10 protein-coding genes, 1 tRNA gene and 1 other annotated feature are annotated in these 21,587 nt (G+C 32.3%); of the genes, 7 read left to right on the top strand and 4 right to left on the bottom strand.

Going from position 1 to position 21,587, the window contains the following annotated elements; all coding sequences use genetic code 11:
* Window positions 1-28 precede the first annotated feature (28 nt).
* Window positions 29-264, top strand: a binding site (T-box leader).
* A 66-nt stretch (window positions 265-330) separates the two neighbouring features.
* The 4 genes from leuS to EHE19_RS19060 all read left to right on the top strand — a co-directional run bounded on the left by leuS (window position 331) and on the right by EHE19_RS19060 (window position 10,049).
* A complete protein-coding gene (gene leuS, locus EHE19_RS19045; protein ID WP_137698730.1) occupies window positions 331-2,775 on the top strand; it encodes a leucine--tRNA ligase in 2,445 nt (814 codons plus the stop codon).
* Between the two features lie 223 nt (window positions 2,776-2,998).
* Entirely contained in the window at window positions 2,999-3,589 is a 591-nt protein-coding gene (locus tag EHE19_RS19050; protein WP_137698731.1) for an accessory gene regulator B family protein, read from the top strand.
* Window positions 3,590-5,121: 1,532 nt separating this feature from the next.
* The gene (locus tag EHE19_RS19055) at window positions 5,122-6,471 is read left to right on the top strand and encodes a sensor histidine kinase (protein ID WP_244648291.1); all 1,350 of its coding nucleotides are present in this window, start codon (window positions 5,122-5,124) and stop codon (window positions 6,469-6,471) included.
* Between the two features lie 347 nt (window positions 6,472-6,818).
* Window positions 6,819-10,049: a DEAD/DEAH box helicase gene (locus EHE19_RS19060; RefSeq protein ID WP_137698733.1), complete on the top strand. Its 3,231-nt coding sequence runs from the start codon at window positions 6,819-6,821 to the stop codon at window positions 10,047-10,049.
* 4 nt (window positions 10,050-10,053) lie between these two features.
* On the opposite strand, the gene EHE19_RS19065 is transcribed toward EHE19_RS19060, so the two are convergent.
* From EHE19_RS19065 to pepF, 3 genes are all read right to left on the bottom strand, one after another.
* Window positions 10,054-11,916 carry a sulfatase-like hydrolase/transferase gene (locus EHE19_RS19065; RefSeq protein ID WP_137698734.1) on the bottom strand — a complete coding sequence of 621 codons (1,863 nt, stop codon included), beginning with the start codon at window positions 11,914-11,916 and terminating at the stop codon, window positions 10,054-10,056.
* Window positions 11,917-11,950: 34 nt separating this feature from the next.
* Window positions 11,951-13,066, bottom strand: coding sequence for an aminopeptidase (locus tag EHE19_RS19070; RefSeq protein WP_137698735.1), 1,116 nt, complete (start codon window positions 13,064-13,066; stop codon window positions 11,951-11,953).
* 266 nt (window positions 13,067-13,332) lie between these two features.
* Window positions 13,333-15,138, bottom strand: coding sequence for an oligoendopeptidase F (pepF, locus tag EHE19_RS19075; RefSeq protein WP_137698736.1), 1,806 nt, complete (start codon window positions 15,136-15,138; stop codon window positions 13,333-13,335).
* Between the two features lie 841 nt (window positions 15,139-15,979).
* Here pepF and EHE19_RS19080 point away from each other — a divergent pair.
* From EHE19_RS19080 to EHE19_RS19090, 3 genes are all read left to right on the top strand, one after another.
* Window positions 15,980-17,044 carry an SPFH domain-containing protein gene (locus tag EHE19_RS19080; protein ID WP_137698737.1) on the top strand — a complete coding sequence of 355 codons (1,065 nt, stop codon included), beginning with the start codon at window positions 15,980-15,982 and terminating at the stop codon, window positions 17,042-17,044.
* Between the two features lie 64 nt (window positions 17,045-17,108).
* Complete coding sequence (locus EHE19_RS19085; RefSeq protein ID WP_137698738.1) at window positions 17,109-18,254, top strand: TFIIB-type zinc ribbon-containing protein; 1,146 nt, start codon at window positions 17,109-17,111, stop codon at window positions 18,252-18,254.
* A 490-nt stretch (window positions 18,255-18,744) separates the two neighbouring features.
* Window positions 18,745-18,821, top strand: a tRNA-Arg gene (locus EHE19_RS19090).
* Between the two features lie 537 nt (window positions 18,822-19,358).
* Here EHE19_RS19090 and EHE19_RS19095 read toward each other — a convergent pair.
* A complete protein-coding gene (locus EHE19_RS19095) occupies window positions 19,359-21,578 on the bottom strand; it encodes a S8 family peptidase (RefSeq protein ID WP_137698739.1) in 2,220 nt (739 codons plus the stop codon).
* Between the last annotated feature and the right edge of the window lie 9 nt (window positions 21,579-21,587).

Below are 21,587 nucleotides of genomic sequence, written 5' to 3' on the forward strand. Positions count from 1 at the left end.
AATTTATTGTTCAGCTTATAAAATAAAATATTAAGCTATGAGACGGATTAGTAAAAGGAAATTGAGTCTTGTGGAAATGCCCTATATTGAGCATGTTATTTTTCCCTGACAGAGAACTGCAAATTTGGTGAAATTGCAGTAGACAACAGCCTTTGAACTCGCCGTGGAGCTGCTGACAAAATCAGCCGATCTTCCTGCGTTAAAGGACTAGAGTGAGCTATTAAAGCTAACAAGAGTGGTACCGCGGATTATCCCGTCTCTTTTTTTAGAGGCGGGTTTTATGTTTTTATATAAAAACTGGATATAATTATTTTAAAAGGAGTTGATTAAATGCCATACTCAGCAGATATAGATAGAAAGTGGCAAAAAAAGTGGGCAGATACTGAGATTTACAAATTTAATCCTGATAATATTGACAAAAAGCTATACTGCCTTGAAATGTTCTCATACCCATCAGGAGCAAACCTGCACGTTGGTCACTGGTATAATTACAGTTTAACTGATTCATGGGCAAGAATGAAGAGAATGCAAGGTTATGAAGTCTTCCATCCAATGGGTTTTGATGCTTTTGGATTGCCAGCTGAAAACTATGCAATTAAAACAGGTATTCATCCTGAAGATTCAACGCTTAAAAACATTGAGACAATGGAACAGCAGCTAAAAGAATTAGGCGCAACCTTTGATTGGGATTATGAGATAAAAACTTGTATGCCAGACTACTATAAATGGACACAATGGCTGTTCCTGCAATTATATAAAGCTGGACTGGCTTACAGAAAAAATGCGCCTGTAAACTGGTGTCCAAAATGTAATACAGTTCTTGCAAACGAGCAGGTTATCAATGGTACCTGTGAAAGATGTGAAAGTGAAGTAACTAAACGTGACCTTACACAATGGTTCTTCAAGATTACAGCTTATGCTCAGGAACTTATTGACAAGCTGGATATTCTTGATTGGCCTGAAAAAACTAAAAAGATTCAAACAAACTGGATTGGACGCTCAGAAGGTGCAGAAATTGAATTCCAAGTAGCTGACCAAGAGTTAAGCTTCAAGGTGTTTACAACAAGAGCCGATACCCTTTATGGTGTAACATATGTGGTTCTGGCTCCAGAAAATCCACTTGTAGATAAAATTACTACTGCTGAAAACAGAGCAGCAATTGAAAAATATATCGAAGATACCAAGAAACAAACTGATATTGAAAGACTCTCAACAACTAAAGAAAAAACTGGAGCCTTTACAGGGGCTTATGCTGTTCACCCAATAACAGGTGAAAAAGTGCCAATATGGATTGCTGATTATGTATTGGCAAGCTACGGTACAGGTTGTGTAATGGCTGTTCCTGCTCACGATGAAAGAGACTTTGACTTTGCCACAAAATATAGTCTCCCAATAAAGAGAGTAATCAAGAGTGCTGATGGAACTAATGATGATTTACCCTTCTGTGAATATGGTTTACTTGTAAATAGTGCAGAATTTGACGGTGTATCATCTGATGATGCTAGAATCGGTATTGTTAAAAAGCTGGAAGCAGACAAAAAGGGTAGCTTAAAAATTAATTACCGCCTTAGAGATTGGCTGGTATCCAGGCAAAGATACTGGGGTGCTCCAATACCAGTAATTTATTGTGAACACTGTGGTGAAGTTGCTGTTCCTGAAAAGGATTTACCAGTTATGCTTCCATATAATGTTGAGTTTAAGCCAGATGGAGAATCACCACTAAAGAAGTGTGACGAATTTATAAATACAGTTTGTCCAAAGTGCGGCGGCCCTGCAAAAAGAGATGCTGATACACTAGATACCTTCGTATGCTCATCTTGGTATTACTTAAGATACCCAGACAATAAGAACAGTGACAAACCTTTTGATACAGAATGGATTAATAAGATTTTACCTGTAGATAAATATGTCGGTGGTGCTGAGCACGCAGCGATGCATTTGCTTTATGCTCGTTTTATAACAAAAGCACTGCGTGATCTCGGTTATGTTAATTTTGACGAACCATTCTTATCTTTAGTTCATCAGGGTACAATCCTTGGTTCAGATGGAAACAAAATGAGTAAGTCAAAGGGCAACACAATTTCACCAGATGAATATGTACGTAAATATGGTTCAGATATATTCAGAATGTATCTTGGATTTGGATTTAATTATGTTGATGGTGGTCCATGGAGTGACGATGGTCTCAAGGCAATATCAAGATTTGTTGGCAGAATAGAGAGATTGGTAGAAAGTCTTGCAGAGCAAAAGCAAAAAACATCTAGAACTGATATGGATAAGGACGACAAGGAATTAAACTATGCTCGTCATTTTGCAATAAAAAATGCAACACAGGATACAGAGAGATTCCAGTTTAATACTTCTATTTCTCGCTGTATGGAACTTGTTAATGCACTGTACAAATATGATGCAGAGGTTAAGGTTAAAAACATCAAACTCTTTGAGGATACTATCTCTGACCTTGTTAAATTAGTTTCTCCTTTTGCTCCTCATTTTGCAGAAGAGCAATGGGAACTACTGGGCTATGAGTATTCAATATTCAACCAGCCTTGGCCACAATACGATGATAAGGCATTGACTAAAGACACTATTGAAATTGCAGTTCAAATAAACGGAACTGTAAGAGGAAAAATCGATATATCTGCCAATGCTGATAATAGCGAAGCAGAAGCTGCAGCTTTAGCAGATGATAAAATAAAGCAATTTTTAGAAGGCAAGGAAATTAAAAAAGTTATTGTTGTTAAAGGCCGTCTAGTTAACATTGTTGCAAAGTAAAAGCTAATTTTTAATAATCAAGTCTGAAAGCCACTGAGAATATTAATTCTCATGGGGTTTTCAGACTTTTTTATGGTTCTATTTATTATTTCCACCATAAATATATCTTAAATAGATGTCTCTGTAATTTATGTATTTAGACAATTATTTTCGTTATATATAGGTATTTTTGGTTTATTATGATAAAATGGTGTAGATAGAAATAATATAGGGGGACTTTGTTTTGGAAATTACATTTTACAGAAAGCTTGCAAATAAGTTAGCAGATACAGTAGTAAAAAATCAAGACTATTCGGAGCAAGAAGAGAAACGGATTCGCCATGGTTTGGTATGTATCCTTTCAGATTTGTATAAATTTATTTTAATATTCTTAATTTTTTTCTGCTTTTCATTAACTAAAGAATGTTTTATCGCTTTTATTGGTATTTTAATGTTACGGCCCTTCTTAGCAGGCTATCATGCAAAAAATGAGTTTCTTTGTATATTTATATCACTTGCAACTATTGCAATAAGTATATTTGTTGGTAAATTAAATATAATACCAGATACCCTAAATATAATATTAATAATTTTACTGCCTATAGTTGGATTAATTATTGCACCCGTTCGTACAAAAAAAGTCGAAGAAAAGAAAACCACAAGTAAAGCACTAACTGTTTTATTGACAATTTTAGCACTAATTCTAGATTATTTTTTATTTGATAGCCAGATTTTATTAGTAAGCATACTTCAAGTTTATATACTTGCATTATATCAATTGGTAAAAAATCAATTTAACAATAGAATCAATAATGATTCAGCTGTGAATGTATGACAGGTAAAAAATGTTTTTCTTAATTTATATGTATCTATTAGTGATAGCTATTTTCGTTAAAAATATCGTTAAATTATAGTATATATTATAATTTGTAAAAATTTTATAAATACTATTGACATTATATTCTATTTAATGCATTATATGTATTAAATACATAATAAGAAAGGTGCGATTTAGATAAAAAAGAATTTATTAAAACTAATTGGTTTATGTTCTATACTTATGGCAGGAGTAGCTGCTGGTGCTACTAAAACAATTGGATTTTTTGAACCAAAATCATATTAATTTTATTTTGATTAAAACTACATGTGCCTATTTGTGCATGTAGTTTTGATTTTTAGGTTATATGTCAATAGTTAGTGTAAGAGCACTAACTGAAGTTAAATTATGACTAATAACATTAAACAGGTAATTATCTCTCAAACATATATAGTATGCGTAAAACTTTTAAATTCCTTTTACTCTGTAAAAAAATTTTCATATTATTTTTCTAATATCTATCGCCTTTAATTCTGCACATCAGCATTATTTGTAATTATATGGAATTAATAGAAGAATTTTTGAAAAACATATTGACAAATTGTGCTATATAAGTCATTATTATGCTTGTAAATAAATATGAAAGGTGGCTTACATGTGCATAATGATACATGTACTTTGGTTTTTTAGGTTCTATGTCAAAAGATGGACTAATCAATAATCAGAATTTATAGAATGGATATTGCTTAAATGAGCGATTGACTCTTATGAATTTACATGATATATTAAGTCATTTTTATTCTGTAAAAAAATTTTTTCAAAATTTTTTTCTAATATTTATCGCCTTAACTTACTTAAAATAGCAACTTATCACCATTTGTAAATATATGGTATTTATTAATTTTCAAAAAAGGTATTGACAAATTGTGTTATATAAGTCATTATTAGGTTTGCTAATAAGTTTAGAAAGGTGGATTTCAAAGTGAAAAGAAGTTTATTAAAACTAATTGGTATTAGTTCTATACTAATGTCAGGACTTGTTGCTGGTGCAGCAAAAACCTTATTTTTCTATGAACAAAAGTCAATTTAATATATTTTGACTATTAGAATCAAAAAATACATGTGCCTTAATGGTATATGTATTTTTTTTGATCTCATATTCATTAATTAATTCACCTTGTATTATTATATTTAGAATAATTCCTTCATAAAATATTATAATTTCTTATAATTTTTTCTATAATTGTTATATTCGCTTTTTTTTGATAGAAAGAATTGACTTAATTTGTAGAATTTGATATTATTATGTTAATTACTTGTAAAGGAGGGCTTCTATTGAAAAAACAATTGTTAAAATCAATCGGAAAGGGTTCTTTACTAATTAATAAACTAGCCTTAGGTGCTACTAAAACATTATACTTCTTTGAGCCAAAGGAATAAATTTTTCAAAAAATCTATATAATACTTGAAAAAAATCATAAATACATGTACAGTAAGTATATAGTATTTATGGTTTTTTTATGTTATTTTGAATTATGAGGAGTGTTAAAGTGTACGAGGTTAGTAACTTTTTTTTTACTGCGCTAGAAAACCTTTTGTTAATAGTAGCTTTTATGTCCTTTTCAGATCGTAGAGATTTTCTATTCAAGCATTTAAATAAGGTAATTATATTTATAGTAGTCGCCACCATATATTCATATAGTTTGAGCTTGATATTACCAGTAGGATTACAGACATTTCCTGTAGTTATTCTCACGATAGTAATTTTAAATTATATATTTAATGGTTCATTTTTTAAAAGCTTATTGAAACATTTTCTAGCTGTTATTGGTTTATCCTTTGTTGAATTATTTATTGTTATATTCTGTGTAATTATATTGAAATTTCCAATGGATGCTTTGGTTTTAGATAAGAAATTGATTTTCATATGTAGTATTTTTGCTAAATTCATTGAATCTCTTTTAGTATTTATTTTATACAAAAGTAATAAAAGTATTGATTTACTTATTGACAAGGATTATCATCGTTCAAAGTTTGCACCAATATTAACACTTATTTCTTCCGCGCTAATTATATTAATAGGGTTAAATATTTATATATCTGGCGACCCTGAAAAACTACAATTTTTCAACATATTTTCATTTATCGTCTATGCAATCCTTATATTTTCAGTTATTATAATGTTCCGAGAATTTTCAAATCTTGAAATGCTTGAATTTGCCAGTAAGTTAGAAAAGGAAAATGTAAAGCAGTTAATTGCATTTAACGAAATGGTGGCAAAAGAACGACATGAGTACAAAAATCATTTAAATACTATATATGGCTTATGTACTCTAAACAAACCAGACTTGAATGAAAAAATCAAATCATATATCAATAATTATGCAAATAATAATGAAACCCGAAATATAACAATAGGTTCTGGAAATGATTATGTTGATGCTATAATCAATGTAAAGTATAATAATGCAATTCAAAAGGGAGTAGATATTATTGTTGACTTTGCTACACCATTATCGGTTGCAGATATCGCTGAAGATGTAGCTGTCACAATCTTTTCAAATATTATAGAAAATGCTTTTGAGTCAATTTCTTTGATTGAAAAAGAGAAAAAATTTATCAATGTCCAAACTTATGTAGATAAAAATACTTACTACATATCAATTTCAAATAATGGGCCTATGATTACTGATGCTGATAAAAAGAAAATATTTAATGCAGGTTATTCAACAAAAGATAATATAAGCAAAAAGAGAGGCTTTGGGCTAAGTATCGTTCATTCGGCAATAGAGCAATCAGGGGGTAGTATTATGATAAATAGTACTGAAGATATAACAGAGTTTTTAATTGCTCTTCCGGTAAAGGCTAAATCACAATCATCCATTGCAAAATTGGCATAATATTATTCATATAGGATATATACGCTGTTTCAAAATATAGCTAACATCATTTATTTACTGGTTTTATTATTTAATTGCATTATAACGCTTTGATTCATAATGAAATTTATAGAATGAAAAAATCATTACATCAGTGGGCTTATCAATGAGGTAGATGGGGTATCTCTCCTGAAGCCAAATTGATACCCACCACTTATAGAAGTTTGAGGCAATTTCTTGTCTCGTTATATCGAGTCAAGAAATTTTTTATAAATAAAAATATACTTTACTTTGGAAATTGTTTATAATAAAAGGATAGTCTAAATTGTACTATTATTGCATTTTAATATAACAATTAGGAGTACCAAATGTTTCATATTTCTAAAGATAGTATATATTATTTGTCAACGCCTATGAGAATGAATAAGGGCTATGATTATTATAAAAATAAAAGAGTACGTTCTGTATCCTTCAATGAAGATATGTTTTTATTTGACGCTTCAGTTTTAGGAACTCGCCCTTATAATGTACAGATACAATTTGATAAAAATGGTTTTCTAAAAGATTACTCTTGTACCTGTCGTGATTTTTCCGATTCAAATAGTTGCTGTAAGCATATTATATCGGTATTATTTCTTATAAATGAAAAGGATGAGCAAGGTTTTTTTAATTCTGCAAATCAGAAAAAAGCTATTAAAGAAATTTTTGATTTTTTTCAAACAAGAGCCAGCTCAGCTAAGTCCAAAGTAAACCTTGAATTTACCTTGGAGTTGTTTAAGCCTAAGTCTCATTTAACTAAACGAGGCCCCTCTGCAACATTAACAATGCGAATTGGCTTTGACCGTCTTTACGTCGTAAGAAATATAAGTGAGCTACTAGAATGTATTAATCACAATAAAGAACTAGTCTACGGCAAAGGTTTTTCTTTTGATCCTGCAATACATGATTTTAAAGAAACCGATAAGTCTATAATTTCTTATATTCAAGAAATTTGGCAAAACGAAAATTTAGTTAATTATATGACTGGAAATATCAAAAATCAGTCCATTTTAAAAGATAAAGATATATACTTGTCAGAAGCAGCACTGAAACACGTACTACAATTACTAAAAGACACTTCATTTAATGTCATAATTAATGAGCAGAAACTGGCGAATGTTCATATCGTCGAACAGGATATACCTATAGATTTTATGCTGACTAAAAATGGAGCTGCCGTTGAACTTAGTATAAACACAGAACATCCTTTACATTCCGTTACTTCTGACTATGAGTATTTTTTGTATAAAGATATTATTTGTAAAGTTTCAAATACCCAGCAAGAGTATTTTAAACCCTTTTTTAAGTATATTTCTATACAAAAATTTAACAAGCTGACCCTTATGAATCAAGATAAAGAACGATTTTTTGCTGAACTCTTGCCTTTTGTCGAAAAAATTGGTCAAGTTTCTATTGATGAGGAACTGCAAGCAATAGTTGAGCGCCACGAATTTGAGCCCGAAATATACCTTGATAGGTATGAAGATATTATCACTGCCGACGTAAAATTTAAGTATGGAGAAAGGAATATTAATCCCTTCTCTGCTGTTGGGCAATCATCTTCTGACAAAATACTCATTAGAAATATTGAAGAAGAAAGCATTATTCTTGATATACTTGCTGAGACAGACTTCAAAGTGAGTGGAAATAGAATTTATCTAGATGAGGAAGAAAAAATATTTGACTTCGTAAACTATGTAATACCTAAATTACAGCAAAATTCACAGGTATTTTATTCAGAAAGCTTCAAAGCTATGAGCTTTAGAAAAACCATTTCATTTTCAGGTAGTTTAAAGCTTAATAGCTTAAATGATTTTCTTGAGTTTAGCTTTAATATTGATAGCGTACAAAAGGACGAGTTAGCAGCTATATTTGATAGCATCAAACAAAAAAAGAAGTACTATAGACTAAAGGATGGCGCATTTTTGCCGTTAGATTCTAACGAATTGATGAATATGGCTGAAATAATTGATAATCTTGATTTAAATTACTCAGATATTCAGAATGACATCATTCAACTGCCTAAATATCGTGCGCTTTATATAGATAGTATGCTTAAAGAAAGCGGTATGAAGTTTTTTGAACGCAATAATGCATTGAAAACTTTGCTTCATGATATACAAGAACCGACAGAAACAGAATATAAGATACCATCCGCAATTAAAGGAACATTAAGAGACTATCAAAAGCTAGGCTTTAAATGGCTCAAAACCCTATCCGTATATGGGCTTGGGGGAATTTTAGCTGATGATATGGGCTTAGGTAAAACCCTTCAAGTAATTACTTTGCTCCAGTATGAGAAGCAGACTTCCGGCAGCTGTACATCTATTGTTGTTGTCCCTACTTCTTTGATTTATAATTGGTGCTCTGAGGTTTATAAATTTGCACCAGAATTGACCATTACAGCTGTTGTAGGCAGTAAAGCTGAACGAGAAAGTCTGATTAAATCAGCACTTAGTTCAGATATACTTGTTACATCATATGCTCTAATTAGAAGGGATATTGATAGTTATAAGAATTTTACCTTTAGATACTGTATTCTTGATGAGGCTCAGCATATAAAAAATCCAGCCTCCCAAGCAGCGAAGGCAGTAAAGCAGCTTATATCAAATCATAAGCTAGCTTTAACCGGAACCCCAATGGAAAATAACCTTACAGAACTATGGTCTGTATTTGATTTTATTCTTCCTGGTTATATGCATTCTCATTCTAAATTTGTTGAGAAGTACGAAGGGCCTATTTTAAAAGGTGACACCTCTGCATTATCAAGCTTGAGCAAACAACTTAAACCCTTTATTCTAAGGAGACTCAAGCAGGATGTTCTAAAGGAATTGCCTGAAAAAATAGAACATGTAATAGAGGCGGAGCTTACAGATGAACAGAAAAAACTCTATATAGCTTATTTAGAACGTGCTAAAGGAGATTTATTTAATGAGATAAAGGAAAAAGGCTTTGAAAGAAGCCAAATGAAAATTCTTTCAGTACTTACAAGACTTAGACAGCTGTGCTGCCATCCTGCCCTTTTTATAGATGGATATGAAGGCGACAGCGGTAAGCTTTTGCTTCTAAAAGAGGTTGTAGAAGATGCTCTCATGGCTGGTCATAGAATACTTCTGTTTTCCCAGTTTACTTCCATGCTGGCAATTATTAAGGAATGGCTCATTGAGTCCCAAATAGATTATCTTTATTTAGATGGCTCAACTCCAGCTGAGGAAAGAATTCGGTTAGTGAGAGGCTTTAACAATGGTGAAGGTAAGATATTTTTGCTTTCTCTCAAATCTGGCGGAACAGGTTTGAACCTAACTGGAGCAGATACTGTCATTCATTATGACCCATGGTGGAATCCCGCAGTAGAAGACCAAGCAACGGACAGAGCCTATAGAATAGGACAAACCAAAACCGTACATGTAATGAAATTAGTTACACATGGTACAATAGAGGAGAAGATATTAAATTTAAAGGATAGAAAAAAACAGCTAGTTAATGCAGTTATACAGTCTGGCGAAACATTAATTAATAAATTGAGCCAGCAAGAATTGATGGAATTATTTGAAATGTAGGTATTTATTTTGCAAAAAACAAATCCCTATATTCTTGCTCTCCGTATAATATGTCTTTTTGAACCTTCTCATAGGTATATTCATAATCATTGTATTTAGAAGGTGTTTTCTTATAGGCAGTACCATTACTAAGGACTGAAAGGAAATGTCTATTTACAGGTACCTTTTGGGAGTAATCCAGCAAAAAATTGTAAAATGGTGGTATCTTCATGCCTATTTTAGACAAAACATATGCACCCATATAATTTGGGCTTAGTGTTTTCCCTTTTTCAATATCTGTTTTGTAATTAAACCAGATTAGATAAGGCGTTTTTAATATCTTCTGATTATCTATCAGCATATTTCTATTTTCAATATTTTGGCCTTCAGTTCCCTTAAAAAGGTCATCGTCATTAACAGATTTATCAATAAAACCAAGTTTCTTATATACTCCAAGCTGATCTGTCAATGCAGGCAAATGATCGCCTAAAAATATTACTACAGTTGGCTCTTTTACATTTGTAAAATAATCAATTACTTTCTTTAGGCTCTTGTCTGCATCACTTATCCCCTGTGCATAGTTCTGTAAAGCTGTTATACTTTCATTGTCTAGATTTTTACTAGATTGAACTTGAAACTTGTTATCTTCGTAATAATTTTCATTAGTATATGGCCAGTGATTTTGCATAGAAATATTATACATAAAAACTGGTTTTTCAGCCTTCTCATATTCTGAGATAATGTAGTCCGCAAAGGTATCATCAGAAATATACCCTCCCTTTATTTGGGCATCTGGCATTTCTGACTGTGTAACAAATTTGTCTATGCCAAGCATTGGATATACTGTGTTACGCATAAAAAAAGACTTTTCATATGGATGAACTCCAATTGTTTGATATCCAAGTTCTTTAAAGTATGATGGCATTGCCGGAATATCTCTTTTTATACTTGTAGTATATGCTGTTGTTTGATAAGGCAAATACTTTAGGGATAAGCCAGTGAGTATCTCAAACTCAACATTGCAGGTTAGTCCTCCATATGTAGGTGAGACCATCTCACCGCTGATAGCCGATTTTTGTAGTTTATGAAAATTTGGTATTGGGTCTTCAGAAAAAACCACATTAGGCAATAAAGTTGCATCCCAAAAGGCTTCGCTCATTATAAAAATAACATTTGGCTTTATATCAGATGTCGCCTCTCCAGATGTAAAGTCATACTTATAATTATCGTTATATGCCAACTCTGTGCTTTCCTCATCCATTTCTGCCCATAGCTGTGCATTGACTATAAACCCTCGAATATATCCATTTTCTTCGCATATAGTTATAGGGGATTCCTCTATACCAGCCTTAGGTAGAGTTACAAAAACCACTACAATTACTGCTCCGCTTAGTATAGAGGCAATTATTCTTGACTTCTTGCTAAAATTAAATACTGACTTTTGATAAATAAAAATTACAAGAAGAATAGCAATAAAAATTATTAAAGATAATACAAAAATCCAATTATACAAAAAATTAAACTGCGCTAAATTTATGCTTCCCATAAGTCCTGCCACATTTAAGCTGCTCATTATATCCCATGGCATTAAAGGCACTCCGAGTATCTCTCTTTTACTTCCCACACTAGCTGCTATAAGTACACTCAAAACTGAATAAAAAAGAGCTGTAGCCCCTGCATGCTTAAAAATTGCAAATATAACTATATAAATAGCATATTGCAAAGCTAATGAAAGAGTAAACTGCATTGGTGCCTTTATTATCCATTCAAAAATACTAGCTAAATCACCTCTAGTTGCAAATTCAATAATAAACAAAGAAATAAGAGGTATTATAAAAAACAAGACTTTTACACATAAATTTTTTGAAAGCAACTTTTTAATATCCACAGTTTAGGACCCCTATAAACAAATATAATTTTTATTACTTTAAATTATCAGGATTTAAGCCTTTTAGTTCTTCTAAAACAAATAAGCCGTCTTTTCTAACAAGTATATCATCAAACCATATCTCTCCGCCACCATATTCAGGTCTTTGAATAAATACCAAATCCCAGTGAATAGAGGACTTATTTCCATTAGGGCATTCGTCGTAACAGCTGCCTGGTGTGAAATGCAAACTGCCTTTGATTTTCTCGTCAAATAATGTGTCCTTCATTGGATTTTCAATATATGGATTTACTCCAATTGCAAATTCTCCAACATATCTAGCACCCTCATCTGTATCAAATATTTCATTAATGCGCTTAGTATCATTTGATGTTGCCTTGATTATTTTGCCGTCTTTAAATTCAAGGCAGATGTTTTCAAATGTAACACCTTGATAAACAGCAGGACAGTTATATGTTATAACACCGTTTACTGATTCCTTAACAGGAGCTGTAAATACCTCTCCATCAGGAATATTCATTTTACCGTCACACTTTATTGCTGGTAGGCCTTTTATTGAGAAACTCAAATCTGTGCCTTTTCCTGTGATTCTAACCTTATCTGTTGCTTCCATTAATTTTACAAGAGGATCCATAGCAACTGACATTTTCTTGTAGTCTAGATTACAAACATCAAAATAGAAATCTTCAAAGTATTCTGTCGGCATATTTGCCAATTGTGCCATTGAATGAGTTGGATATCTCATAACACACCATTTTGTATTATTTACACGTTCCTCTGAATGAACAGGCTTTGAAAAGAGAGACATATACAGCTTCATTTTATCAGCTGGTACAGAAGCCTTTTCACTAACATTGTCACCAGAACGTATGCCAATATATGCATCCATATCCTTCATACGAGCTAGTTCATAACGAGCCATGTCCTTCATTTGTTCCTCTGTACATTGTTCAAGAATAACTCGATCAAGCTCTGGATTTTTAATTGTCAAATATGGTATAGCACCAACTTTATATGCCTCACGAATTAACGCCCTCGATAGAGGCATTTCGTTACCTACATTCTCAATCAGTATCTTCTCCCCGGCTTTTAATTCACAGGAGTAATTTATTAAATTTGCAGCAAGTGTTTCTATACGTGAATCCTTCATATTTATCCTCCATTTTTAATATAAATTATTTGTTGTATTTAAGTTAATTATAATATTTCTTTAAAGAAATACTAAAGAAATAATTAAATTTTATGTCTCACAATAATTTTTTTATAAAACATATTTCATAAAACATATTTATCACTAACAGTGCTCAGCCTAAATTAAAGTCAACTTTTACAGCAAAAAATTGCAGGTGTGGCAGCATTATTAATAGAATACTACCACACCAATAGACTTTTTATACCTAAGCTGATTATTAAAATTTATCCCAAAATTTCTTCCAGTTCATCGAGAGTTTTTTCAAATACAGCCAATGCATCCTGAATAGGCTGTGGTGATGACAAGTCTACTCCTGCTATTTTTAACAACTCGATTGGATAGTTTGAACCACCGCTTTTCAAAAATTCTATATACTTGTCAACAGCAGGCTTTCCCTCTGTAAGTATTTTTTCTGCAATAGCTGTAGCCGCGGAGAAGCCTGTAGCATATTTATAAACATAGAAGCTGCTGTAGAAGTGAGGTATTCTTGACCATTCCATAGAAATATCCTCATCAACATTTACTGTCTCTCCAAAATACTTTTTATTTAATTGATAATACATATCGCAGAGTTCTTTAGCATTAAGAGCCTCTCCCTGCTCTACCTTTTCGTGAATTATCTTTTCGAACTCAGCAAACATTGTCTGTCTGAAAACAGTTCCTCTGAATTCTTCTAGGTAATGATTCAAAAGATATGCTTTCTCTTGCTTGCTCTCAGCTCTTGGCAGCAGGTATCTCATCAACAAGGATTCATTTACTGTTGACGCAACCTCTGCAACAAATATCTTATATTCCGAATAAACATATGGCTGTGTCATATTAGTATAAAAGGAATGGAGAGCATGTCCCATTTCATGTGCCAGCGTAAAAACATCGTTAATTTTATTCTGATAGTTTAGCAGAACATAAGGATGCGTTTTATAGGAACCCCATGCATAAGCACCGCTAGTCTTGCCTTCATTTTCATAGACATCAATCCAACCTGAATTTAAGCCCTTTTGAAGATATCCAATATATTCTTCGCCTAACGGTTTTAGAGCCTCTAAAATAATTGCTTTAGCCTCCTCATATGGTATTTTCTTATCAAATTCTTCAACCATTGGCACATATAGGTCATACATGTGAAGTTCATCTAATTTTAATGCCTTCTTTCTTAATTTCAAATATCTGTCCAACAAATTAAGATTATTATTTATTGTTTCGATTAGATTATTATACACATTAACAGAAACATTATCATTATCAAGGGAGGCTTCAATTGCAGATGGGTACTTTCTAACCATTGCATAAAATCTATTCTTCTTTACATTTGCTGTAAGGGTAGTTGCCAAAGTATTTTTAACCTTACTGTAGGTGCTGTAAACCACATCAAAAGCGTCCTTTCTAACGCGTCTGTCCTTGCTTTCAAGAAACGCAATATATCGTCCCTTTGTAACCTCAACCTCTTCCCCTTCCTCATCCTTTATGTAAGGGAATTTTATATCTGCATTATTGAACATTGTGAAAACATCTCCAGCAGCACTAGATACCTCAGATGACATCGCAAGAATCTGCTCTTCCTTCTCTGAAAGAACGTGCTCCTTTTGTCTCAAGCTTTCCTGTATCATAAATAGGTACACTGAAAGTTCCTTATCTGAATTTGCATAGGATAACAGCTTGTCCTCAGGAATATTGAGCATTTCTGGAACAATAAATGAAATTGCCGCAAAAACTTCTGTAGCAAGGGTGGAAGCCCTGTCAGTAAGTGCTTGGTAAGTTGAGTTTCCGTTATCCTCATCACGTTTCATTCGAGCATATACAAAAACCTTGTCATTAAGTGATAATAACTCATCACACATTTTTAAGCAGTCCAAAAGCATTTGCGGACTTTCAGCCAGCTTACCCTTAAAGCCCTCTATTTGAATTGCAATACCTTTAACTTTTTTAAAGTCCTTTTCCCATAATGAAATGTCACTATAAATATCTTCTAGCTTCCATTTGAACTTTGAATCAATCTCTTCTCTCTTAGGTAAATTCTTATTTGTAGCCATTTAGTATACCTCCAATATATTTTTATATTATTTCAATAACCTTCTAAACCAATTACTACTATCTGCCAATACCCTTTTTCTATTTTGCCAAGCTTGAAAACTATAGGCTTTCTAAATCAAATGAAACTGGCAAAACCAATAGTTTAAATATTTAGCTTGTGCTTCCGATACACCGAAATACTACCCAAAAACAAAATAGTTATATCAGCAATTCATCAAGCTAAATATTTCTGCGTTGGTTATTCATTATAATTTATTTTTGCTTGTACTTAGTTTGCACACAAATTAAATAATATTGCATAATATTTTAAATATTCACTATATAAATTATAGAACACTCGAAGAATAAATGCCACGCATTTCCAAGGTTATAATAAAATTAAATAAACTAAGCCATTAATACCGCCACCTAAGCATAGAAAATAAACTAATTTTAGTACATAAATCTATCGTATTAAAATATATCAATGGCTTAATATCTGCTTGTAAATCATTCCAAAGTAAAATAAGTACGTACTGTTATTTAAATTTATGGATTTATATGATAAAGTATATAGTATATAGGATTGTATATTAAACACGTCTATAATAATTGCTTTAGTGTGATTATAACGGCATTTATTAAAAATTCAATAGAAATGAATTAGAAATGAATTTTTACGGTTGTAGAAGTTCTAGAAAAATTTCATTAATATCAGAGGCGTTTTATCGAGGCGGGCTCTATTCTTACTGCACCGCCTAAAGCATAAGCACAATATGCCACTTATAGAAGTGGAGAACATTTTTTAGGCTCGTTAATTATAAAAATATTTTTTACTAAATTCTAGCTCAAGGAGGAAATATGGGATTATTCAATTTTATAAAGTCTCAGTTTATTGAAGTTATTGAATGGACTGATAGCAGCTCAAATGTGATGGTATACCAATTCCCAGTTGAAAACAAAGAAATCAAGATGGGAGCGCAGTTAACTGTACGAGAATCTCAAATGGCAGTATTCGTTGATGAGGGTCAGCTTACAGATGTATTTACACCGGGCAGATACACTCTTGATACACAGAACCTTCCAGTATTAACAAAGCTTAAATCTTGGAAATACGGTTTTAACTCTCCTTTTAAGTCAGAAATCTATTTTGTTAATACCAAACAGTTTACAAACTGCAAATGGGGAACTACGAACCCTATAATGATGAGAGATGCAGAGTTTGGTATGATTAGAATTAGAATGTTTGGCGTATATTCCTTTAAAGTTGCTGACCCTACAGTTTTCCTCAGAGAGGTTTTTGGAACTTCCAGCTTATTTACTGTAGATGGAATTACTGGCCAGCTTAAGAGCAAAATTGTCTCTGGTGTTGCTGACTTATTGGCTGAAGCAGCTATACCGGCTCTTGATTTGTCCTCAAAGTATGATGAAATAGCTTCCATGTCAAAGAAAAAGTTGGATGAAAGCTTTAAGAAATTAGGACTATCTTTGGAGTCAATTGTTATAGAAAATATATCCCTTCCAGAAGAAGTTGAGAAGGTTCTTGATAAGCGCACCTCTATGGGAATCATAGGTGATAGCCTCAATCAATATACTCGTTATCAGGCAGCTGAATCTATACGTGATGCTGCGCAGAATCCAGGCGGAATGGCAGGCGTTGGCGTTGGTATGGGAGCAGGAATGGGAATAGGAAATATTTTTGCAGAGGCCTTTTCAACACAACAGCAAAAGCAGCCTCAGCCTACAACATCAACTGCACCTGCGAAAATCAAGTGTTCTAGTTGCGGTGCATCTATACCAGAGCAGGCAAAATTCTGTTTGGAATGTGGCACAAAAGTGGCTCCAGCTATAACTAAATGCTCTAGTTGTGGAAATGAGCTTCCTGCTAATAGTAAATTCTGCCTCGAATGTGGTCAAAAACAGTAGTTACTGGCTTTAAGCAAAATTTAATTAATATAAATATAAATACTCTGATATGGAGACAAAATTTATGAATGACACAAAAGCAAATAAATCACAATCTGGTTTTGATGAAGCACCTGCAACTGATTCAACCTCTTTCAAATGTCCAGCCTGTGGTGGTGTTATGGTATTTGATCCTCAAGGGCAAAGTCTGCAGTGTGAATATTGCAAAAATGTAATTGACTTTGATGATTCTAAGCAAGATCCTACTGCTTATGGGTTTGACAATGACAATGAACTTGAGCCGCAGGTTTGGGGCGAAAAAAGTCACAGTGTTAAGTGCAAAAGCTGTGGTGCTTCAACGGTATTTGATGCTTATATTGTCGCTGATAAATGTCCATTCTGTGGTAACAGCAACATACAAGAAGAAGTTATTACAACCGGAATAATGCCTGAGAGTTTAATTCCTTTTAAAATAACAGAAGAAACTGCCATTGCGCAATATAAAAAATGGCTGAAGGGCAAATGGCTAGCTCCTACTAAGCTAAAAAAGGGCGTTAATAATCAGTATGTGCAGCTAACTGGCATGTACGTACCCTGCTGGTCTTTTAATGCTGATACGAGTTCCTTTTACACTGCAATGGCAGGAAAATATTATTACGTTACTGTTTATAGAACCGAAACACGTGATGGTAAATCTGTACAAGTACCCCATCAAGAACGAAGAACAAGATGGTATCCTGTGTCTGGTCAATACACAAAAGACTTTAGAGACTATATTGTTGATGCTTCAGTTCATATAGATGATGATATGATTGCAGGAATTCAGCCTTATAATTTTAAAGAATTAACACCTTATAAGCCAGAGTTTTTATCGGGCTTTAAAGCAGAACGTTATTCTGTTGATTTAAAGACAGGATGGGAAACTGCGAAAGAAAGACTAGCACATGAAATTGAAGATGGAATAAGAGCACAAATAATTGCTGATGAAGTTAAAAATATTAGGTTTAAAACCTCTTACTTTAACAAAAAATATAAGCATATTTTATTGCCTTTATGGTTTTCTTCCTTCAAATACAAAGGAAAAACATACGGCTACATGATTAATGGACAAACTGGCAGAGTACATGGCAAATCACCACTATCCCCTTGGAAGGTTACAGCCTTGATAATAGGTATTATTGCTTTTGCTAGTTTAGGCTTCTACTTAATTAGTTTGTTTACAGGAGGTTAATAATATTCACAATTATTAACGCAATTTTGTTATAGAAAACGGAATTAAAAAATTACCAATATGCGCTTGTGTTATTAATCATGAGAGAACACTATTTATGTAAAAAATGCTTTATACTAGGCTGAAACCTGATGAAATCGGACGGAAGATAGGGTTTCAGCCATAGGTAGCCTTAAGCATGTGCTAATGGATTCTTGTTTCCCCAAAAAGTATGGAGATGAAACTTTTTATGTTGTAGGCTTAAACCTGATGAAATCTGACGCAAGATATAGTTTCAGTCATATATATCCTTTTAGATAACCATCTAAAGGCAATAATGAAATCTAGTTGTTCCAAATAAATATAGTTTATCCTGGTAAATATGTGTTTGTTTTCATGCAATGGATGCATAATTGTATAAATCTACTTGAAATCATCAAAAATATTTAGTATAATGTCATAGTTGTTTATAATACTTATATAAATTTCATAATAATTTGAATTTGTTAATGCGTTCGTAGCTCAGCAGGATAGAGCGTCGGTTTCCTAAACCGCAGGCCGGAGGTTCGAATCCTCTCGAGCGCACCAGTGAAAACCGCTTGACTGTAGGAATACAGTTAAGCAGTTTTTTGTTACCATTTTCTTAGGGCACATAAAAAGGCACATTTATTTTTCAACTATGCAAATTAAGCAATCATTTTAACTATTTTCAGTTATTTTTAAATCAAATTATTGAAGCTGCTTGCTTGTTGTTTTGTCTCTCGTTTACTAAAATTAGATATATCTCCTTTACAATACAACTTACCATTAATCAGCATTCTTCACAAATAGTTTACTGCAGTATACGTATTTTTCAGAAATTTCCTCTTCTAGATAATTACAACATTTCATATTTGTATCACCCTGTGTATGTATATATTTACTACTAATCCCATCACTAAACAATAATATTTTTGACATTTTCATATTTTGGTTTAATATTACTATCGTAGAATGATTTTTGGAGGAACAAAAGAGCGAAGCTTTGGCTGTCGCTCTTTTATTTGATAGAAATCAGATTATGGGTATTAAATGCTTAAATATAAAAATTAACCATCCAATAATTCAAATGCATTTTATTATAAACTAAATATTATTTATTTCAATATCAACTTGAGATTCTTGAGAAATTTCAATAGGAGTCAACACACTGTACTTATTACGTATATCATTATACATATTACCTGTGTATTTGTTAATTTCAACAGTAACTGCAACGCAGAACTTAATCTTCTCTTTTTTGTTATCCTCCCTACTAATAGCTTGTAAAACAAGAAATGGGTCTGAAATACTTGATATTGTTTTTGGTTTAAATTTTCTACTAACAGTATCCCATTTCAAATCAAGTCTCCTCTCAAGTTCTGTTTTGTAATTTGCACTATCGCTTATAGGCAATGTACTTTTTTTATAGCCTTTAAATATTAATTCATTTATTTCTTCTGAGTCAATTAATACATTCTTTCTATATTTTAACTTATCCCCTTTTTTTGAAAATCTATATATATTGCTGTTAGGATAAAAAGTTTCTTCTAAGCAACAATTTGTATATAAGTCGCTATCTAAAGCATTTACATCACATAAAGTCGTTATCGTCCAACTAAAATTAATTTTCCCCTCAACTAAATCTAAATTAGGAACTGGTATAGGAAGCTTAGTGCATGTAGCTGGTGATATCTGACCCTCATATAAAATTGTAACTTTGGTTTTATCGCAATTAATAATTTCACTTATCTTGTCCTTAACAATTCCATACCCTTCCTCTGCTGGAGAGTTAAGTTTATTTTCTGCTGTATGTATTATTAGAGTTCTAGCCATTAACGGGTTTATTTGATTTGATACACTTAATAATGTTCCTATTTTGTTAGCTACAACCGGTGAAGCAAAGCTTGTCCCAGCTGTAAGTGCCCTACATTCACCAGTCAGGTCAATAGCATGGAACAAATTCTTTTCATCTCCCCCAAACGCTAAAACATCTGGCTTAATCTTTCCCCCTTCTCTACCAATTCCAATACAACTGTACTTTGATCTATAAATACTATCCTTATAATAGCTGTATGATCCAACCCCAATGCAATTTACTGAATCAGAAGGTGCTTGAATTCTATTAAATGGCTCCATTACATCACCATCATTACCTACGGCAATACAAAAAATCTTGTTTTTTTGTGCCAATTTATCCAAAGCATATGTAAATCTGTTAATCTGATCATCTAAAATAGGACCTCGTGGTCCAAAAGATATATTAAAAACATCAATGTCTTTTCGCTCATTAACAGTCCTTTCGATGTTATCAATTATAGTATATAGGTCATTTTCAGGTAATACCCTAAAACTATCTACCGTGAATTTTGGGCTAGGAATTAAATCGCTATTTCCATATTTGTTCAATTCCCCAAATAATACCGCACCGCATACAGCATTCCCATGTTTAACTAATTTTTCTTCTTTAGGTAAAGACGCAATATTATACTCGCTAACAAAATCTTTTAAAAATGGATTTTTTATATTAACTCCACCATCAAAAACACCTATTTTTAAATTTGAATTTGAATTTTTACTCAATAACCGAGGCATTTTTAACTCAGTTGTTCTAGTTATATCAGTAATTTCAATATTTCTAACTGGATGAATAGTTCTTAGGAAATTAAACCCTGCTAATTTTTCAATATTCACTTTTTGAATTTTTCCAAAAATAAAAATTGGACCTTCAGGATATTCTCTTATGATAGGCTCTGATTCTAAATATCTTTGAATTTTATTAATCGCATTTTCAGCGTTTTGTCTTATAGGATGTAATACTATTTCCACCTCACATAAGTCTAATTCATTTGAAAAGCCTAGAATTTTTTCTTCTGGCCGTAAGAAATCAAATTTTTCAATCCTTCTTAGCTGCTTAATTTCGGTTTTATTAAAATTATCAGTTTCTAAATCATTAAGGAACCATTGAATGTTTTCTTTAGCACACTTTACAAAATATAGTTTTGATTTATTTTCATCTTTACCTGTGTGTTTTCTCTCATAAATTCTCGCACCAACAAACTCCATAGAATCTTTATTTTCAAAAACATCTGGTTTATAGCTTTTAGCTAAGAAACCTTCCGCCATTCGAACGCAAAGAATAATCTCTGAATCTGAAAACAAATGACTATTTTGGGTTAAGTCTTGTTGAATATAATCTATATCTCTTACCAACCGTTCTTTAACTTGTTCATATGAATACGGACTTGCTTTCTCTCCTCCATTTTTTCCTTTTCTTATACTTGTAGCTAATCTCTCACCTTTTAATAAAAACGGCATAAATGTCATAAGCACACA

The sequence above is a fragment of the Ruminiclostridium herbifermentans genome (assembly GCF_005473905.2).
Taxonomy (GTDB): domain Bacteria; phylum Bacillota; class Clostridia; order Acetivibrionales; family DSM-1351; genus Ruminiclostridium; species Ruminiclostridium herbifermentans.